11 protein-coding genes are annotated in these 15146 nt (G+C 65.0%); 2 read left to right on the forward strand and 9 right to left on the reverse strand.

All coding sequences use genetic code 11. The features are described 5' to 3' along the window. Positions 1-27: 27 nt before the first annotated feature. A complete protein-coding gene (locus tag F6X42_RS09470) occupies positions 28-1623 on the reverse strand; it encodes an MDR family MFS transporter (protein WP_187633958.1) in 1596 nt (531 codons plus the stop codon). A gap of 139 nt (positions 1624-1762) precedes the next feature. Here F6X42_RS09470 and F6X42_RS09475 point away from each other — a divergent pair, with 139 nt between their 5' ends. Beyond that, positions 1763-2602: an EcsC family protein gene (locus F6X42_RS09475; RefSeq protein ID WP_187633959.1), complete on the forward strand. Its 840-nt coding sequence runs from the start codon at positions 1763-1765 to the stop codon at positions 2600-2602. Here the strand turns inward: F6X42_RS09475 and F6X42_RS09480 are convergent. The 8 genes from F6X42_RS09480 to F6X42_RS09515 all read right to left on the reverse strand — a co-directional run bounded on the left by F6X42_RS09480 (position 2569) and on the right by F6X42_RS09515 (position 13909). Beyond that, positions 2569-3537: an alpha/beta hydrolase gene (locus F6X42_RS09480; RefSeq protein WP_187633960.1), complete on the reverse strand. Its 969-nt coding sequence runs from the start codon at positions 3535-3537 to the stop codon at positions 2569-2571. The two genes, F6X42_RS09475 and F6X42_RS09480, sit on opposite strands and share 34 nt — an antisense overlap. Positions 3538-3668: 131 nt before the next feature. Continuing rightward, positions 3669-4103, reverse strand: a complete 435-nt coding sequence (locus F6X42_RS09485) for a CHRD domain-containing protein (RefSeq protein WP_187633961.1) — start codon at positions 4101-4103, stop codon at positions 3669-3671. Positions 4104-4484: 381 nt separating this feature from the next. After that, a complete protein-coding gene (locus tag F6X42_RS09490; protein WP_246530028.1) occupies positions 4485-8897 on the reverse strand; it encodes an ATP-binding protein in 4413 nt (1470 codons plus the stop codon). Between the two features lie 131 nt (positions 8898-9028). Continuing rightward, complete coding sequence (gene aqpZ / locus F6X42_RS09495) at positions 9029-9775, reverse strand: aquaporin Z (protein ID WP_187633963.1); 747 nt, start codon at positions 9773-9775, stop codon at positions 9029-9031. A gap of 251 nt (positions 9776-10026) precedes the next feature. Further along, positions 10027-10671, reverse strand: coding sequence for a response regulator (locus tag F6X42_RS09500; RefSeq protein ID WP_187633964.1), 645 nt, complete (start codon positions 10669-10671; stop codon positions 10027-10029). A gap of 107 nt (positions 10672-10778) precedes the next feature. Beyond that, entirely contained in the window at positions 10779-11468 is a 690-nt protein-coding gene (locus tag F6X42_RS09505; RefSeq protein ID WP_187633965.1) for a response regulator, read from the reverse strand. Between the two features lie 135 nt (positions 11469-11603). Beyond that, positions 11604-12272, reverse strand: coding sequence for a response regulator (locus tag F6X42_RS09510; protein WP_187633966.1), 669 nt, complete (start codon positions 12270-12272; stop codon positions 11604-11606). 272 nt (positions 12273-12544) lie between these two features. Further along, entirely contained in the window at positions 12545-13909 is a 1365-nt protein-coding gene (locus F6X42_RS09515) for an MFS transporter (protein ID WP_187633967.1), read from the reverse strand. A gap of 96 nt (positions 13910-14005) precedes the next feature. On the opposite strand from F6X42_RS09515, the gene F6X42_RS09520 reads away from it, so the two are divergent. After that, positions 14006-14896 carry a LysR family transcriptional regulator gene (locus F6X42_RS09520; RefSeq protein ID WP_187633968.1) on the forward strand — a complete coding sequence of 297 codons (891 nt, stop codon included), beginning with the start codon at positions 14006-14008 and terminating at the stop codon, positions 14894-14896. The last annotated feature ends 250 nt before the right edge of the window (positions 14897-15146 follow it).

A 15146-nucleotide genomic window follows, 5' to 3' on the forward strand; every position in this document is an offset into this window, starting at 1 on the left:
CTGCCTGTCCAACCCCAAGTCCAAAAATCAGTCTGCGTGAATCACCGGCTCGAGCTTGCGCTGCAGCTTGATCGGCGGTACGCGGCGGGTTTGCCACACCGACACGACGGCGATCACCGCGGCCACCGCGAGACCCAGATGAATCGCCGCGACCAGCGCCTCGCGCGCGCTTTCGAGCAGCATCGCGCCGTTGTGGCCCGCGTGCGTCAACTGGTTGACGAGCGTGGTCTGCGCATCGCGATTGATCAGGATCTGCGGATCGCCGAGATCGGCGAACCAGTGCGACGCGCCCGCGCCTTCGAGAGCATTGCGCACGCCGCTCTTGTACATGTGAGTCACCAGCGTACCGGTCAACGCGGTGCCGATCATGCCACCGATCATCCGCAGCGACTGCAGCAGCGCGGTCGCGATGCCGAGATGTTCGCGGCCCGCGGTCTGCTGCGCGAAGATCGTCAGGTTCGGCATCACGAAGCCCAGCCCGAGGCCGCCGACGACCATGAACGACATCAGCACCCATTGCTGCATCGAACGGGTCGCGACGACGATGCCAAGGCATGACAGCGCGACCATTGCAAAGCCGACGTACAGCATCAGGTTCGGATTCTTCACCCGCGACACGACGCGCCCGTTCGCGATACTGCCGATCGTGATGAACACGACGAGTGGCGTGATCACAATGCCCGCCTCTTTCGGCGACATGCCGAAGCCGCCCTGGAACAGCAGGGGCGCGTAGAACAGCAGCGAGAACATCGTGAAACCGCCGAGCACTGCCAGTGTGAACAGCGCGGCGAGGCTGCGGTTGCGGAACATGTCGACGGGCAGGATTGCGGTCGGGCAGCGCTTTTCCCATTTCCACAGCGCGATGGCCGACGTGACGGCGAGCCCGAGCAGCGCGAACGCGCTCAGCGTGATGCCGTGCTTCGGCAGCAATTCGACGAACAGCTGCAGCGAGCCGAGCGCGATCGCGATCAGCAGTGCACCGGGCCAGTCGAGGCGCATTTTGCCGGTGTGCTCGACGTGTCGCAGATGCGGCAGGAAACGCCACACGAAAAACAGCGATAGCAGGCCGACCGGCAGATTCACGTAGAACACCGAACGCCAGCCGTAGTACTGCGTCAGAAAACCGCCGAGCGACGGCCCGACCGCGTTCGCGATGCCGAACGCCGAGCTCATCAACACCTGCCAGCGCAGCCGTACGACGGAATCAGGGAATAGATCGGGAATGCACGCGAACGCGGTGCCGACCAGCATACCGCCGCCGATACCCTGCAGCCCGCGCGCGAGTACCAGATTCAGCATGTTGTTGGCCGCACCGCATAGCACCGACGCGCCGGTGAACACGACGATCGACGCAATCACAAACGGCTTGCGCCCGTAGTAATCGCCGAGCCGCCCGAAGACCGGCACGGTGATCACTGAAGTCAGCAGGTACGACGTGGCGACCCACGCATACAGTTCGAAGCCGCGGAGTTCTGACACGATGGTGGGCAGCGCGGTGCCGACCACGGTCTGGTCGAGCGCGACCAGCATCGTGACGAACGAGATGCCGAGCATGGCCAGCAGGGATTCGCGGAACGGTAAAACTTGCCCGCTCGAGTGAGGGGCGGCGGTATGGACAGCCATTTTTGATGGAGCAAAAGTTGACGTGTCAAAGAATTGTGGATCATATCACGGCGCGATGCTCCAGGCGTGACCGGAACGCGGCTTGCAACGCGGTAGACTGACCCGAAGTACCCGACGACACGACATGCCAGGGAGGCTCATGCAGCCGAATTCGCTTGCAGCACCATCCTTATCGGAGCAGGACCTCACCGCGCTGCGGCGGGCGAAACACCAGCTCGAAAGCCCCGCGCTCACGATGAAGCTCGCGAGCGTCGTCGGCGCGCCGATCGAGAAGCTGCTGTCGCGCATCCCGGCGTTCGCCAACGAAAAGGTGTCCGATGCGACGCAGGCCGCGTTGCGCAAATGTTTGTCGATCGCACTGCGCACGCTCGGCCGGCGCGACGACGCGAAGCTGCTCGCGCCTGACAAGCCCAACAACCTGCTGCACAAATTCGCGGTCGCGACGACTGGTGCGGCCGGCGGTGCGTTTGGACTGGTCGCGCTGCCGGTCGAGCTGCCGGTCACGACCACGCTGATGTTCCGCTCGATCTGCGACATCGCGCGCAGCGAGGGCGAGGACCTGAGCTCGGTCGAAACGCAACTGCAATGCCTGACCGTACTCGGCATGGGCGGCACATCGAGCGAGGACGACGACGCCGACCTCGGCTACTTCTTCATGCGTGGCGCGCTAGCGCAGGCGGTGTCGAAAGCGTCGTCCGAAGTGGCCAGCAAGGGCTTCACGACACACGGCACGGCGGCACTGCTGCGGCTGCTCAACGCGATCGCCGCGCGCTTTTCGGTGCAGGTCAGCGAACAGATCGCGGCCAAGTCGATTCCGGCAATCGGCGCGGTACTCGGCGCGATGGTCAACACCGTGTTTATCGATCACTTCCAGCAGGTCGCGCATGGCCACTTCACCGTGCGGCGGCTCGAGCGACAATACGGCCAGCAAACGATCGAGGCCGTCTATCGGACGCTCGACGTCACGCTCGACACCTGAGCCCGATTCGCGGCGCGGCTCGTCGCGCGTCGCACGAACGCCGCCGCGCGGTCGAGCGCGCGGTTCGCCTCCGGCATGAACGGCGCGAACATCGGCCACACGTGCGGCACGTTATTCCACACCTCGCATTCGCAATCGACACCCGCCGCATGCGCGTTGTCGGCGACGCGGCGCGCGTCGTCGAGCAGCACCTCGGTGCTGCCCGCCTGGACGAACAGCGGCGGCAGACCGCGCAGGTCCGCGTAGACCGGCGAAGCGTACGGATGCGTGGCTGATGCGTCGCCGAGATAGACCTTGGCCGCGCGCTCGATCGAGGCGCCGCAGAACATCGGATCGACGCTGTCGTTGGTGCGCAGGCTCGCGCCGGTCGCCGCGAGATCGGTCCACGGCGAGAACAGCAGGCCGCCGGCGGGCATCGGCGCGCCGACGTCGCGCAGCGCGACCAGTGTGGCGAGCGCGAGACCGCCGCCGGCCGAGTCGCCAGCGATCACGATCGAGCTCGGTGCGATGCCCATCGCGAGCAACTGTCGATAGGCGGCGGTGGCGTCGTCGAGCGCGGCCGGGAAGCGATGCTCGGGCGCGAGGCGATAGTCGAGGGAGAAGAGCCGCGCGTCGGCGCGCGGCGCGAGAGCGAACGTCAGCGACCGATGCGTGCGCGGCGAGCAGAAGTAGTAGCCGCCGCCGTGGCAATACAGCACCGTGGGCTCCGCGCCGCCGGCCGTGCCGCCGTCCACGCGCTCCAGCCATTCGCCCACGAGCGGTGCGTCGCTCACGCCATACGTTTCGCGCAGATGCCAGCCGCGAGGCACGCGTGGCGACCATACGCGCGTCGAGGTCAGCGCGCGCGCCCGTTCGACGTTGATCAACGGTTTGAGAGTTTCGGGCCGGAACTGCCTGCGCAAGTACCAGCACGCGAGCGCGCTTTGCCAGCTCATCGGGACATGCCCCTTCGTTGAAGTCCCGTCATGGTACGTGCGTTGGCGGGGGCGCCGTTGGACGGCGGGCTCTAGTCGCGTGACGGTGGTCGTGGGCCGTGGCTCGCGCGCTCGGCCCGCGAGTGCCGCGCCTAGTTCGCCGGCAACACCTGCCCGCGAATTTCGCCCATCGGATTCTGCGCGGTATGAATATTGAAGTACCACTGCCCCGCCATCAGATCGGTGACCTGCTGCTCGGTCAGCTTCGTCGTGCCGTTGATCGGACTCGCGAGCGCATGCTTGTCGATCGGCACCTGGATCTTCGCGTTCTGGCCGACCGGCGCGGGACCGTGGAAATGCGCGGCGGTGACCGGACCGCTCAAGCCGTCGTAAGTAACGGTCCACTGCAGCGATTGGGTGGACGTGTCGAAGGTCGCATTCAGTGTGCCGTGCCCGTGACTCACGCGCGGCGGCACTTCGCTCGACGGCTCGAGATCCGCTTTTAGCGCAACGGCGTCTGCGAACGCAGCGCCCGATGCAAGCACCCACAACACCACGGCCAGATTCAATTTTCGCAGCGAAATCATGGTCTTCTCCGGACATTGACGCGCCGCCGCGGCGCCAGTGTCGGCCGTGCGGAGCTTCCACATACTAGTGCAATTCATTTGAAGCCGGTGACGCCGGGACGGTGGTTTGTTAGTCCGCTTTAACTCGAACCGGGCGTAATTCAAACGCAAGGCCTGCTGCAAGACCGTTTTAATCGATTTAACCGAAAAGTTAGTTGCGCGATTCGTAATGAATAAATCAGGTCATTCCTGGTATGCTTCGATTCGCGAGAAGTGACTCCTTCATCGAAGGATGTCTCCAAATCTTTAACGCGGCTTCGGCCGCGTTTTTTTTGTCCCGATTTTTGGTCGAGGCCGTTTGAATTGCCCGCGCATTTGCGCAAAGTTACGGCGCACCGCTTGTTAGTCGAGCAATGCGGCCTGTTGTTCGATGCCATCGAGCATCGCCTCGCATCGGCGGATTAATGCATGCCCCCCGTCACGCAACTGCTCGGGCTTCGCAGCAATGTCGCGGCAATAGGCTTCGAGTACCTGTACGAGCGGCGGATACTGCAGCACGTTCGCCGCTCCCGTCACACGATGCAGCCACTCGTGCACCCGTCGCACATCCGCGCGTTCGAGCAACGTCGCAAGCGCGTTGATGTCGTCGCGCAGCGACGAGACGAATGAACCGAGCAACGCCTTGACTGTCGACTCGCTTCCCCATAACTGCGTCATGTGCGCGAGTTCGACGGGCACGAACGGTTCAGGACCGACACGCAGCGTGGCCGGCCGCTCGCCGGCTGGCGCGGACGAAACGCGACCGGATGTTTCCGCCGGTGCGGAGTGCCGCGCGCTGTCGGTCCCAAACCAGCGGCTCAGGTAGTCGCGCAACGTGGCGAGCCGGGTCGGCTTGGTCAGACTGTCGTCCATGCCGGCTTCGCGGCACAGACTCAGGTCGTCAGGCGCGGTATTGGCCGTGATGCCGAGTATCGGCAGACGCTGCGCGCCGCCGCGCAGTGCCTCCGCCTCGCGGATACGGCGGGTCAATTCGTAGCCGGACAGGTTCGGCATGTGACAGTCCGTGATCAGGCAGCCATAGCTCGTACTCTCCAGCGCGGCGAGCGCCTCGGCGCCGTCGTTCGCGACGTCGCACGCGAAACCCAGCAGCGCGAGTTGATGGCGGATCAGCTCCTGATTGACCGGATGATCTTCCGCAACAAGGATCAGCCGCCCGCACGCGATCGCGCGTTCACGATCGGGCGGCTTCGCGACGCCATCGGTCGTGAACGGCATGCCTGCCGCACGCAATGCCGTCGGAGCCATCGACGGCAGGCCGGCCATCGCGGCCGCGCATGCGGCGTCGAGGCCGCGCCACGAAATCGGATTGATGCTCACGCGCACCTTGTCGTCGAGGATGCGGTAACCCGTCGGCTTCGGTTTTTCGGTCAGCGTGACGACGCGCGTATTCGCGCCGATCGGGACGGGCAATGTGACGTCCTCGCCGACGAACAGCAGATCTGCGCGGCTCAGCACAGCGCTTTTGCGCAGTGTCGCCGCATCGGGCGGGAGGCTGCTCAGTTCGAGCCCGAGCGCCTCGCCGAAGTGTGCGAGGGCTCGACCGATGCGCGGATCACGCGTGATCACCACGCCGAGTTTGCCGCGCAGATCGTTGACCGGATAGCGCTGCGCGACGATCGGCATCGTCAGTCGCACCATCATGCTCGTGCCGTGGCCGGGTTCGCTGCGCAGCGTGAGCGTGCCGTTCATCAGGTCGATCAGTTTGCGGCAGATCGTCAGCCCAAGGCCCGTGCCGCCGAAGCGCCGCGTGGTGGACGATTCCGCCTGCACGAACGGCTCGAACAGACGCGACTGCACATCCGCCGCGATGCCGATGCCGGTGTCCTGCACGGTTAGCTCGAACGTCTGCGAATCCGCGCGATCTGCGACGACCGCCACGCTCACACCCACCTCGCCCTTCGGCGTGAACTTGATCGCATTGCCGAGCAGATTGAACAGGATCTGCCGCAGACGCACGCTATCGCCGCTCAGCGTCGCAGCGACGTCGGCCGCGATGTCGACGCGCACTTTGAGCCCATTTTCGTGGGCGCGCCCCGCGAGCAGGCCGACCGCGTTATCGACGAGTTCGCGCAGATCGATCGGCTCCGCTTCGAGCGTGAGCCGCCCCGCCTCGATCTTCGAATAATCGAGCAAATCATCGAGAATCTGCAGCAGCGCGCCCGCCGACTCGTGGATCATGCCGAGCATTTCGCTCTGATCGGTACTGAGCGGCGTGCGCTCGAGCACTTCGACGAGACCCAGCACGCCGTTCATCGGGGTGCGGATTTCGTGGCTCATCATCGCGAAGAAGCCGTCCTTCGCGCGCGAGGCCGCCTCGGCAACATCCCGTGCTCGCGCCAGCTCCTCCGAACGCGCGCGCTCGACGCTCGCATCGACCCAATAACCGCTCCACACGACGCTGCCATCGGCTTCGCGCCGCGGCACCAGCTCGGCCCGCAGCCACTTCAACTGACCGGCGCTTTCGAGGCGGAACTCCATATGCACCGGCGTGCAACAGGTCGCGGAACGCTCGAGCTCGGCGAGAACGAGCGGCCGATCCAGCTCCGACACGCGCTGGAAATCGACCCGCGCGCGCCGATGCGAAGCATCACCCTCGCCGAGCAGATGCCGCGTATCGCCGCCGATGTACGGGAACGAATACGCGCCGGCCGGCGCGCGTCGCAACTGGAACACGACGGCCGGCAACGAGCGCGTGACGTCGAACAGGCGCCGTTCGGTTTCGCGCGCGCGCATTTCGGCGCGCCGGATGTCGGTGATGTCGACCATCGTGCCGAGCACGTACGCCGGCTGCCCGTCGCCGCCTTCGCAGACGCTGGTCCAGAAAATCCCATGCCGCGACTCGCCAGCGCGGTCCTCGAACTGCAGTTCGACTTTCGCGATGCCGCCGCCTCGCAGGATCTCGCGCGTCATGTCGTCGAGCACACGGCTGTTTGCGTCGCCCCAAGTGCCGACCTCGGCCGTCGTACGCCCGAGCACGTCCTTGCGCTCCAGTCCGCACGCTTTCTCATAGGCCTCGTTGATCGCGATGTAGCGTCCGTCCAGGCCTTTCGCGATGAGCGGATACGGCACCGTCTTCATCATCGTTTGCTGGAAGTTCAGTTGCAGCGCGAGCTCGCGCTCGGTCTGCTTGCGCAGCCGGACTTCGCGTTGCAGCAGCACGTACGCGCGCAATGTGACCAGCAGCACGACGCCGATGCCGATCAGCACCGGCAGCAGCCGCACCGCGGTCACGCTCCAGATCGTGTCGTCCGGCGCGGCGGGACTCACCCACTTGCGCCGGATGCGCTGCTTTTCGGTTGCCGGCATCGCCTGCAACGCGCGATCGATCAGCTTGACGAGCGGGCTCAGATCCTCGCGCACCGCAAAATACAACGAGTCGGATTCGCCGAGCGAGTCGAGCACCCTGAGCGCGCCGACATAGTGCTGCCGCAGCTGCACGTTGATCGCGGCAGCGTTGCCGACCAGCACGTCGGCCTCGCCGCTCGCGACCATGCGCAGCGCATCGCCCAGGCTCGCCGCGACGACGATGTGATCGACCGGCACCGCCTCCAACGCGAGCGGTACCGAGCCGGCTACGTGCGGCGACATCACGACGCGGCACGACGCGATATCGTTGAACGAGCATGGGGGCGGCGCGCCGCTGCGCCCGACGATCACCAGCGGATCGCTGTCGTACACGCGGCTGCGCTCGGCGCCATCGAGAAGCGCAGCGCGACTCGATGTGGAGGACAGCATCGCGAGCTCGCCGCGCTGGAACGCTTCGATGGTGGCGGCCCAGTCGGCCATGCGCGCGCGGTTGAACACGACACCGAGCGTGCTGCTCAGGTACGCGAGGTAATCGGCTGTCAGACCGACGGGGCGACCGGCGGCGTCAACATAGCTGAACGGCGCCCAGTCATTGTCGAAGCCGATCTGCAATGGCGGCAGCGCACGCAGCCAGTTCTTTTCTTCCGGCGTTAGCGTGAAGCCCGGCGCATCCGGCGCGGGCGCCGCGTTGAAGTTGCCGGACAGCCAGCGCGCGCGTATCGCGGCGGCCTCGGCGGGGTTCATCGACACCAGCGCGCGGTTCAGTTGATCGCGTAAAGCAAGCTGGCGAGGCGAGACGGCAAAGCGCAGGTCGAGCGCCTTGCCGCCTTGCTCGAACGCCACGCGCAGGCTGCGATACGCGTGGGTCGCCAGTTCGTATTGCACGACCGGCGTGAAGCCGAAGTAGAGATCGGCATCGCCATGCAGTACCGCGTTCAGCGCTTCGCGTGTGCTCGCGAATGAGACGATCGTCGCGCGCGGAAAACCGGCGCGCAACAATCGGCCACGCGCAAAACCACGCTCGATCGCGATGCGCGCGCCGGCGACGTCGGCGGGGTTCACGTACCGAACGTCGTTGCGACGCACGACGGCCGACGCAAACGAGCGGAAGTAGGGAGCCGTAAAGCCGAGGCAGCGCTCGCGCTCCGGCGTGCGCGCCAGGCTCGTCAGCAGGTCGACCTCGCCGGCGCAAGCCGCGGCGAGCAGTTTGGCCATGTCGGGAAAGCGCTTCGTCTCGATGACGACGTTCGGCCCCACGAGTGCGCGCAACAGGTCGCCGCTGACGCCGGCAAGCCGCCCGCCCTGTGGGATGTCGAACGGCGGCCAGCCGCCTTCGAGTATGCCCACAGTCAATCTGGCAGGAAATGCAATGGGTGACGACGCGGAAGAGCCGGCTCTCACGGCGGAGATGACGGGTGACTCTGACGCGGCGCGGGCAGGCACGGCCATGCAAACCGCATGCGTAGCCACCAGCAGACATAATGCGAGCCAACGCATCTTTGAGTGGCGCGGCGAGCGCGGCCACAGACACCGCAACCTCCACCGCATCCCCAACGGCAGTGGCGAGTACCGTCCCTCGCTCACGAAACGTCACCCTGCCCGTCCACTAACGACACCGGGGACGAATCGGCTCGGCCGCGCAGAAACGAAAACAGCACGCCAGCGGCGATTGCGCCGGCCAACGGCGCGGCCCAGAACAGCCACAACTGATCCAGCGCCCAGTTACCGACGAACAGGGCCTGCGCGGTCGAGCGGGCGGGATTGACTGCTCCATTGGTGACCGGAATCGACACGAGGTAGACGAGCATCAGACATGCGCCGGTGATGAACGGCGCAACCGTTGCCATCTCTTTTCGAACGACGACCAGCAGGCAGGCCCCGACGAACACGACCGACAGCACGAACTCCACGATCAGCGCCGAATGCAATGGATAGTCGGCGGGCGAATGAGCGCCGAAGCCGTTCGCCGCGAATTCGCTCGCGGTGAGTTCGAAACCCGGTCGGCCGCTGGCCAGGTAGGCAAGAAGCGCCGCGGCGACGATTGCGCCCGCGATTTGCGCGGCGATATAGGGCAACACATCACGCACGGGAAAGCGCTGCGCGACCGTGAGGCCGACGGTGACGGCAGGATTGAAATGCGCGCCGGAAATCTTGCCGAAGGCATAGCTGCCGGTAGCGAGCGCAAGACCGAACGCCAACGACATTTGCAGCGCGCCGCTGGCCTGCAGCACACCCGTGGTGTCCAGCACCGTACTGCCGCAGCCGACGAACACGAGCCATGCCGTACCCACACCCTCACTCCACAATCGCTTGCCTAACGCAACCATCTTTATCCCATCCATCAAGTACGAGGCACAGACGCCGAACGATCGCGCGAAGAGGTCTGCACCGGATTCCCCTGATCCATCGGTAATCGGATCACGAACTAGCCAAGGCGACAGTTGCGGCGCAAAGCGCAATGAGGGGCGGCGGTCAGAATTATTGAGTGCCCCCACGCCACGCCAATCGGAATAGTCTGATATCGGCCCCACCAGACCCATCGAAAACAGGAAGTTGTGACCATTGCGGCGCCTCAGCCTCATATCAGCCCGATCTGAGTGGCGTAGTTGATCAGGTCGGCTTCTGTTTCCAGTCCGAGCTTGCGCATCGCGCTGCGCTTTTGCGTGCTGATGGTTTTGTCGCTACGTCGCAGGCGGGTGGCGATCTCGTGCACCGCGAGGCCTCGCACATAGAGTTGAAACACTTCCCACTCGCGCGCGCTCATCGCACCGCCGCGCCTGGGCGGCGCAGGTTCCGCAGCCGCGAGTGCGGCCTGAACCTGCTCCGATAGATGGGTGCCACCGGCCGCAACGGCTTCGATTGCGTCGATCAATGCGGCCACGGCGTCGCGCTTGTCGACGATTCCAGTGACACCGATATTGCGCAAGCCGGCCAGCATATGCTCGCGCCCAATCATGGTCAGCACGACCACGTGCGGATGCGGCATGCGCCGTAACAGCCGACGCAATAGTGGCACCGCGCTAGTGTCTCCGTCGAGTCCCGGCATGCCAATGTCCGACACGACGACGTCGCATGCACAGGCATCCAGCAGCTTGGCGAGACCCGAGGTGTCGGCCGCTTCGCCGACAATTTCGATATTCGGCTTATCGCGCAGCAGAAATCGGACGCCCGCACGAATGGAGTCGTGATCGTCCGCCACGACGACGTGAATCTTGTTTGTCATTCTTTCCCGTGACTTTCTTATGTTGTCGATCGGCATACCGCACGAAACGTGACCCCCGGTTATGCCGATGCATTCGCCGCGCGCCTGCGCGGGATGTTGCCGCCTGGTTAGCGGTTCTTACCAAACGCTTCCGGTACGACTCCATACTCGACGGCGAAGCGAAACAGTTCAGCGTCGCTATTCAGCGACAGCTTGCGCATGGCCATGCACTTCTGCGCGCTGATCGTCTTCACACTGCGTCCCAGCCGCGTGGCGATTTCCGTGACGCCAAGTCCTGACGCGTACTGCGTAAATACCTCGAGTTCGCGGCGAGACAGCGTGGCGCGCACGAAGTCGAGACGTTGCGTCAGCGTGACGTCGGTAAGCATGGCGCGCACCGCCGGACCGACATAACACTCGCGAGCCAGCGCCATGACCACCGCGACATGAATCAGGTCGATGCGATCGCGCTTGCTCAGCAGCCCATCGACGCCGAGTGACATCACCTTGCGCAGCGTCGCCGCCTCCGTTTCCATTGTCAGAATGACGAGCGCCACGTTGGGATAGCGCGCCTTGAACTGCCTGACGACGTCGAAGCGGTTGTCGTTGTGCCCTCCTGGCATGTAAAGGTCCATCAGCACGATATCGCAGGGACTGCGATCGACTTCGATGAACAGTTCGGCGACATCCGCCGCACGGCCAACCACTTTCAGGTTGGGATAATTGCCAATCAGATTTTCGATAGCCAGCAGAACCAGCGGATGATCGTCCGCGATGATCGTTCGAACGGGCGTGCCTGATGCAGCCATGAGGTTCATCGTCTGGCGCTCCTCGATACTTTCATTTCCCGACACCCTGTTGTGTGTGACCGGCGCTCTCGCAATGGTCGAGCATTTCTTTTGCGACAAACATAAGAGCGCTCTGAAATGGACCGAATGACATTGGCCTGATGCCTAGTTTTCGGGTTCGAGCAGCAGCGTGCCGCATGCGCGCACACAGGAAAAAAGCGCGGGATCGTCGTTGACGCCAAGCCGCGCCATCGCTTCACGCTTTTGCCGGCTGACCGTGCGGCGGTGGCAGCCGAGCGCCGCCGCGATCTGCACGATGGACTCACCGCTCACCAGCCTGCGCAGGATGTCGGTCTGCCGCTTCGACAGCAGCAGGGCCGACACCAACAGACCGTTGTCCTGCTGCGAACGCGCGAGCGTTTCGACCACTGAGCGGCCCAGGTAGCGCGCGCCGCGCGCGCTGTCACGGACCGCTTGCGGCAGTTCTTCGAGCGAATCGGTTTTGCCCAGCACGCTGACCGCGGCATCGGCGGCGATGACGCGCAACATCGCGGCATTCGTCTGCGCGGTCACGACGACGACCCGTAATGACGGCCACTCGCCGCGAATGCGCCGGATCAGGCCGGGTCCGTCGCCAATCTCGCCGCCTGGATCGGGCATGGAAAGATCAACGACGAGCACGTCGCACCGCGTGTGTTGCAGCAGTGCGATCAACGCGGTGGGCATCTGCGCCTGACCGACGACAGACAGACCTTCGTGTCTCTCCAGAGTCGATTTCAGGCCGAGCAGGACGAACGGATGATCGTCCGCCAGAATGATTCGAAGATTCGCCACGATGAGTCTCGCTCGTTATAAGAATGGTCGGAATGTGCGCAGCAATGACTGTGCATGCGGCATGCGTCGATCTGCGTCACGGCACTCAAGCGACGTGCCAGTAAGACCATCTGATCACCCTCGCGAATTCGCGACAATCGGAACGTTCCTAATCCGGCTTAAGAATTGGGATATTTCATAGTTCTACCAAACGATAGGAACCGCAATTCGAATCGAATCGAATCAAATCGAGTCGACGGCGCAACGCGGGCGCCGGCGTTGTTCCCAATGTCTCACGCCGCATCACATGCACGCGTCGGGCGCAGTGGTCGCGTCGACGCGGCGCGCGGAAACACCGGCAACGCGAGCAACGCGCAGGCGCTCGCCACCGTCCACACGAGCGGCCACGCGCCGATCGACAGCAGCGCAGGAATCGCGAGCGGCGTCAGGAACAGCGTGAGGAACACGCAGGTGTTGCCCATTGCGAGCGCGGTGCCCGCGCGGTGCGTACCGGCCAGCGTCGCCAGTTCGGTGAACGCGACGCCGTGCCACGCCGACGCGCTGACTCCGCCGAGCACGATCATCAGCGCGAACAGCGCGACCGCCACAGCGCGATGCATGCCGATGAGCCCGGTCGCGAGCGCGAGCAGCACGAACAACACGGCGGTCAACAGACTGCAGGCCCGCATATACGCGCGACGATTACCGCGCCGATCGGTCCACGCGCCGCTCCAGACCCGCGCGATCGCGGCGCCGATCTGCACCGCGGCCATCGTCGCGCTGATCGCAAACATGCCGGCGCGCGCGAAGTCGTTCAGGAACACGGTGCCGAACGTGATCACGGCAATCTGCGGCATGCACAGCGCGCCCGCGCCGAGCGCGACGCGCCAGATCGCGATGTGACGCAATGGGGAAATCATCGGCCGCGGCGCGCTGATGTTGAAGGCGTCCGCATGCCGCCCGCTGGCCGCCGCCGCACGGGCCGTCGCGGTCGCGCGCGCTCCTTTGGCCGCCAGCGCGTCGTTCGCGTGCGCGGGCTCATGCAGCCAGCACCACGCGAACCATGCGGTGACCGCGCACGCCAACGCCAGCACCGCATAGGCGCTCGCAAAACCGAAGTGCGAGGCGAGCACCGGCAGCACCAATGCACCGAGTCCACCGCCCGCCGGCACGGCGGTTTGGCGGATGCTCATCGCGAGGCCGCGCTCGCCTTCGCGAAACCACGCCATCACCGCTCGGCCACTCGATCCGTTGACGCTGCCGCCCAGCAGCCCCACCAGCAGCAAGCCGAGCGCGAGCGGCACGATGCCGGGCACATGCGCGCCGCCCGGCGACACGAACAGCGCGAGACCGGCGAGCGCGGCCGCGGTCGACAGCAGCCCGAGCAACAGCACGCGACGATCGCCCCAGCGGTCGGTCAGCAGCCCCCACGGCAGCTCGCTAACCGCGATGCCGAGCCCGAGCATGCCGAGCACGAGGCCGAGCCCATGGTTGCCGAGATGGTAGTCCGAGCGCAGCAACACGGCGGTCGTCGGGATACCCGAAAATGCCGCCGAAAAACTCGCGTTCGCGGCAAAGCCCACGCCCAACACCTTCCAGCGATGCTGCGCGCCGCGTTCGCCCGCGCCGCGCGACGCTGTCATCGGTCCGTTTTCCATCACACCCTCCGTATTTCGGTTCGGGGGTATGCTACGGCTGCGCCTTCCATCGGAAAAGCCGGAAAATTAGATCATCGCCATCGGAAAAACCGAATCATGAGCCAGCGTGGTTTCGACCTTGCACAGTTGCGGACCTTCGTCGCGGTCGCCGAATCGGGGGGCGTGTCAGCAGGCGCCGAGCGCGTGTTCCTGTCGCAGTCGTCGGTGAGCGAGCAGTTGAAGAAGCTCGAGGAGCGCGCCGGCCAGCCGCTCTTCGTGCGCGGTCGGCAAGGCGTGAGCCCGACGCCCGCGGGCGAGCGTCTGCTCGAGCATGCGCGGCGCATCATCGCGATGAGCGAAGCGGCGTTCGACGACCTGCAAGGTCGCTCGCTCGACGGCGAGCTACGCATCGCGATCACCGATTACTACCGGCCGCACGACATCGCGCGCATCCTCAAGACGTTTTCGGAACAGCATCCGCGGTTGAAGCTGCACGTGACCGTGCTGCCGAGCGCGGCGATCGACAGCGGCGCGGACGATCACGCGTCGTTCGACATCGGTTTGTCGGCGCGGCTCGTTACCGGCCAAACGCGCGCGCGGCGCGCGGGGGCCGGTGCCAGTGGCGCGAGCATCGTCGTGCGGCGCGAAAAGCTGCTATGGGTCAGTTGCGCCGATGCCGCCCGCCCCGCCGCGCCGTACCCGCTGGTGTTGCTGCCGTCGACATGTCAGTTGCAGCGCTTCGTCGTCAAACTGCTCGACGAACACAAGGTGCCCTACGTGGTGTCGCATTCGGCGTCGGGCGTCGCGGGACTGCAGCTCGCATTGAAGGCCGGGCTCGGCATTTCCTGTCTGAACGAGTCGTCGCTCGGCGGCGGCGTGGTCGCGTGTGCCGCGAACATCGGCTTGCCGCCGCTGCCCGCCATCGAGTTTCATCTGCTGCCGGGGCGTCCGGGCGAAAGCGAACTGGTCAGCAATGCACGTGATGCGCTCGTGCGGCTCTTCGCGTGACGCGCACCAGCGCCCGCACCCATGCCCGCCCGCGATTGTCGGATCGCTCGTTGCCTTTGTATTCTCTATTGACGCGTCCGATGAATTGCTGCAGGCTGCTACACGCTACCGCGCGTTTTTCCCGCGCCTCACGCGTCGCTCCTTGCAGCCCGAAAGCCGCCGTCCCAGGCGCATCCAGCGCGGATCATTGTCACAGATCAAGGTTTTGGCCGGACAATTGCATCATCATTGCGCTTCAGTACTTCGCGGT

Origin of the sequence: Paraburkholderia podalyriae (assembly GCF_014397785.1) — a bacterium.
GTDB classification, from domain to species: domain Bacteria; phylum Pseudomonadota; class Gammaproteobacteria; order Burkholderiales; family Burkholderiaceae; genus Paraburkholderia; species Paraburkholderia podalyriae.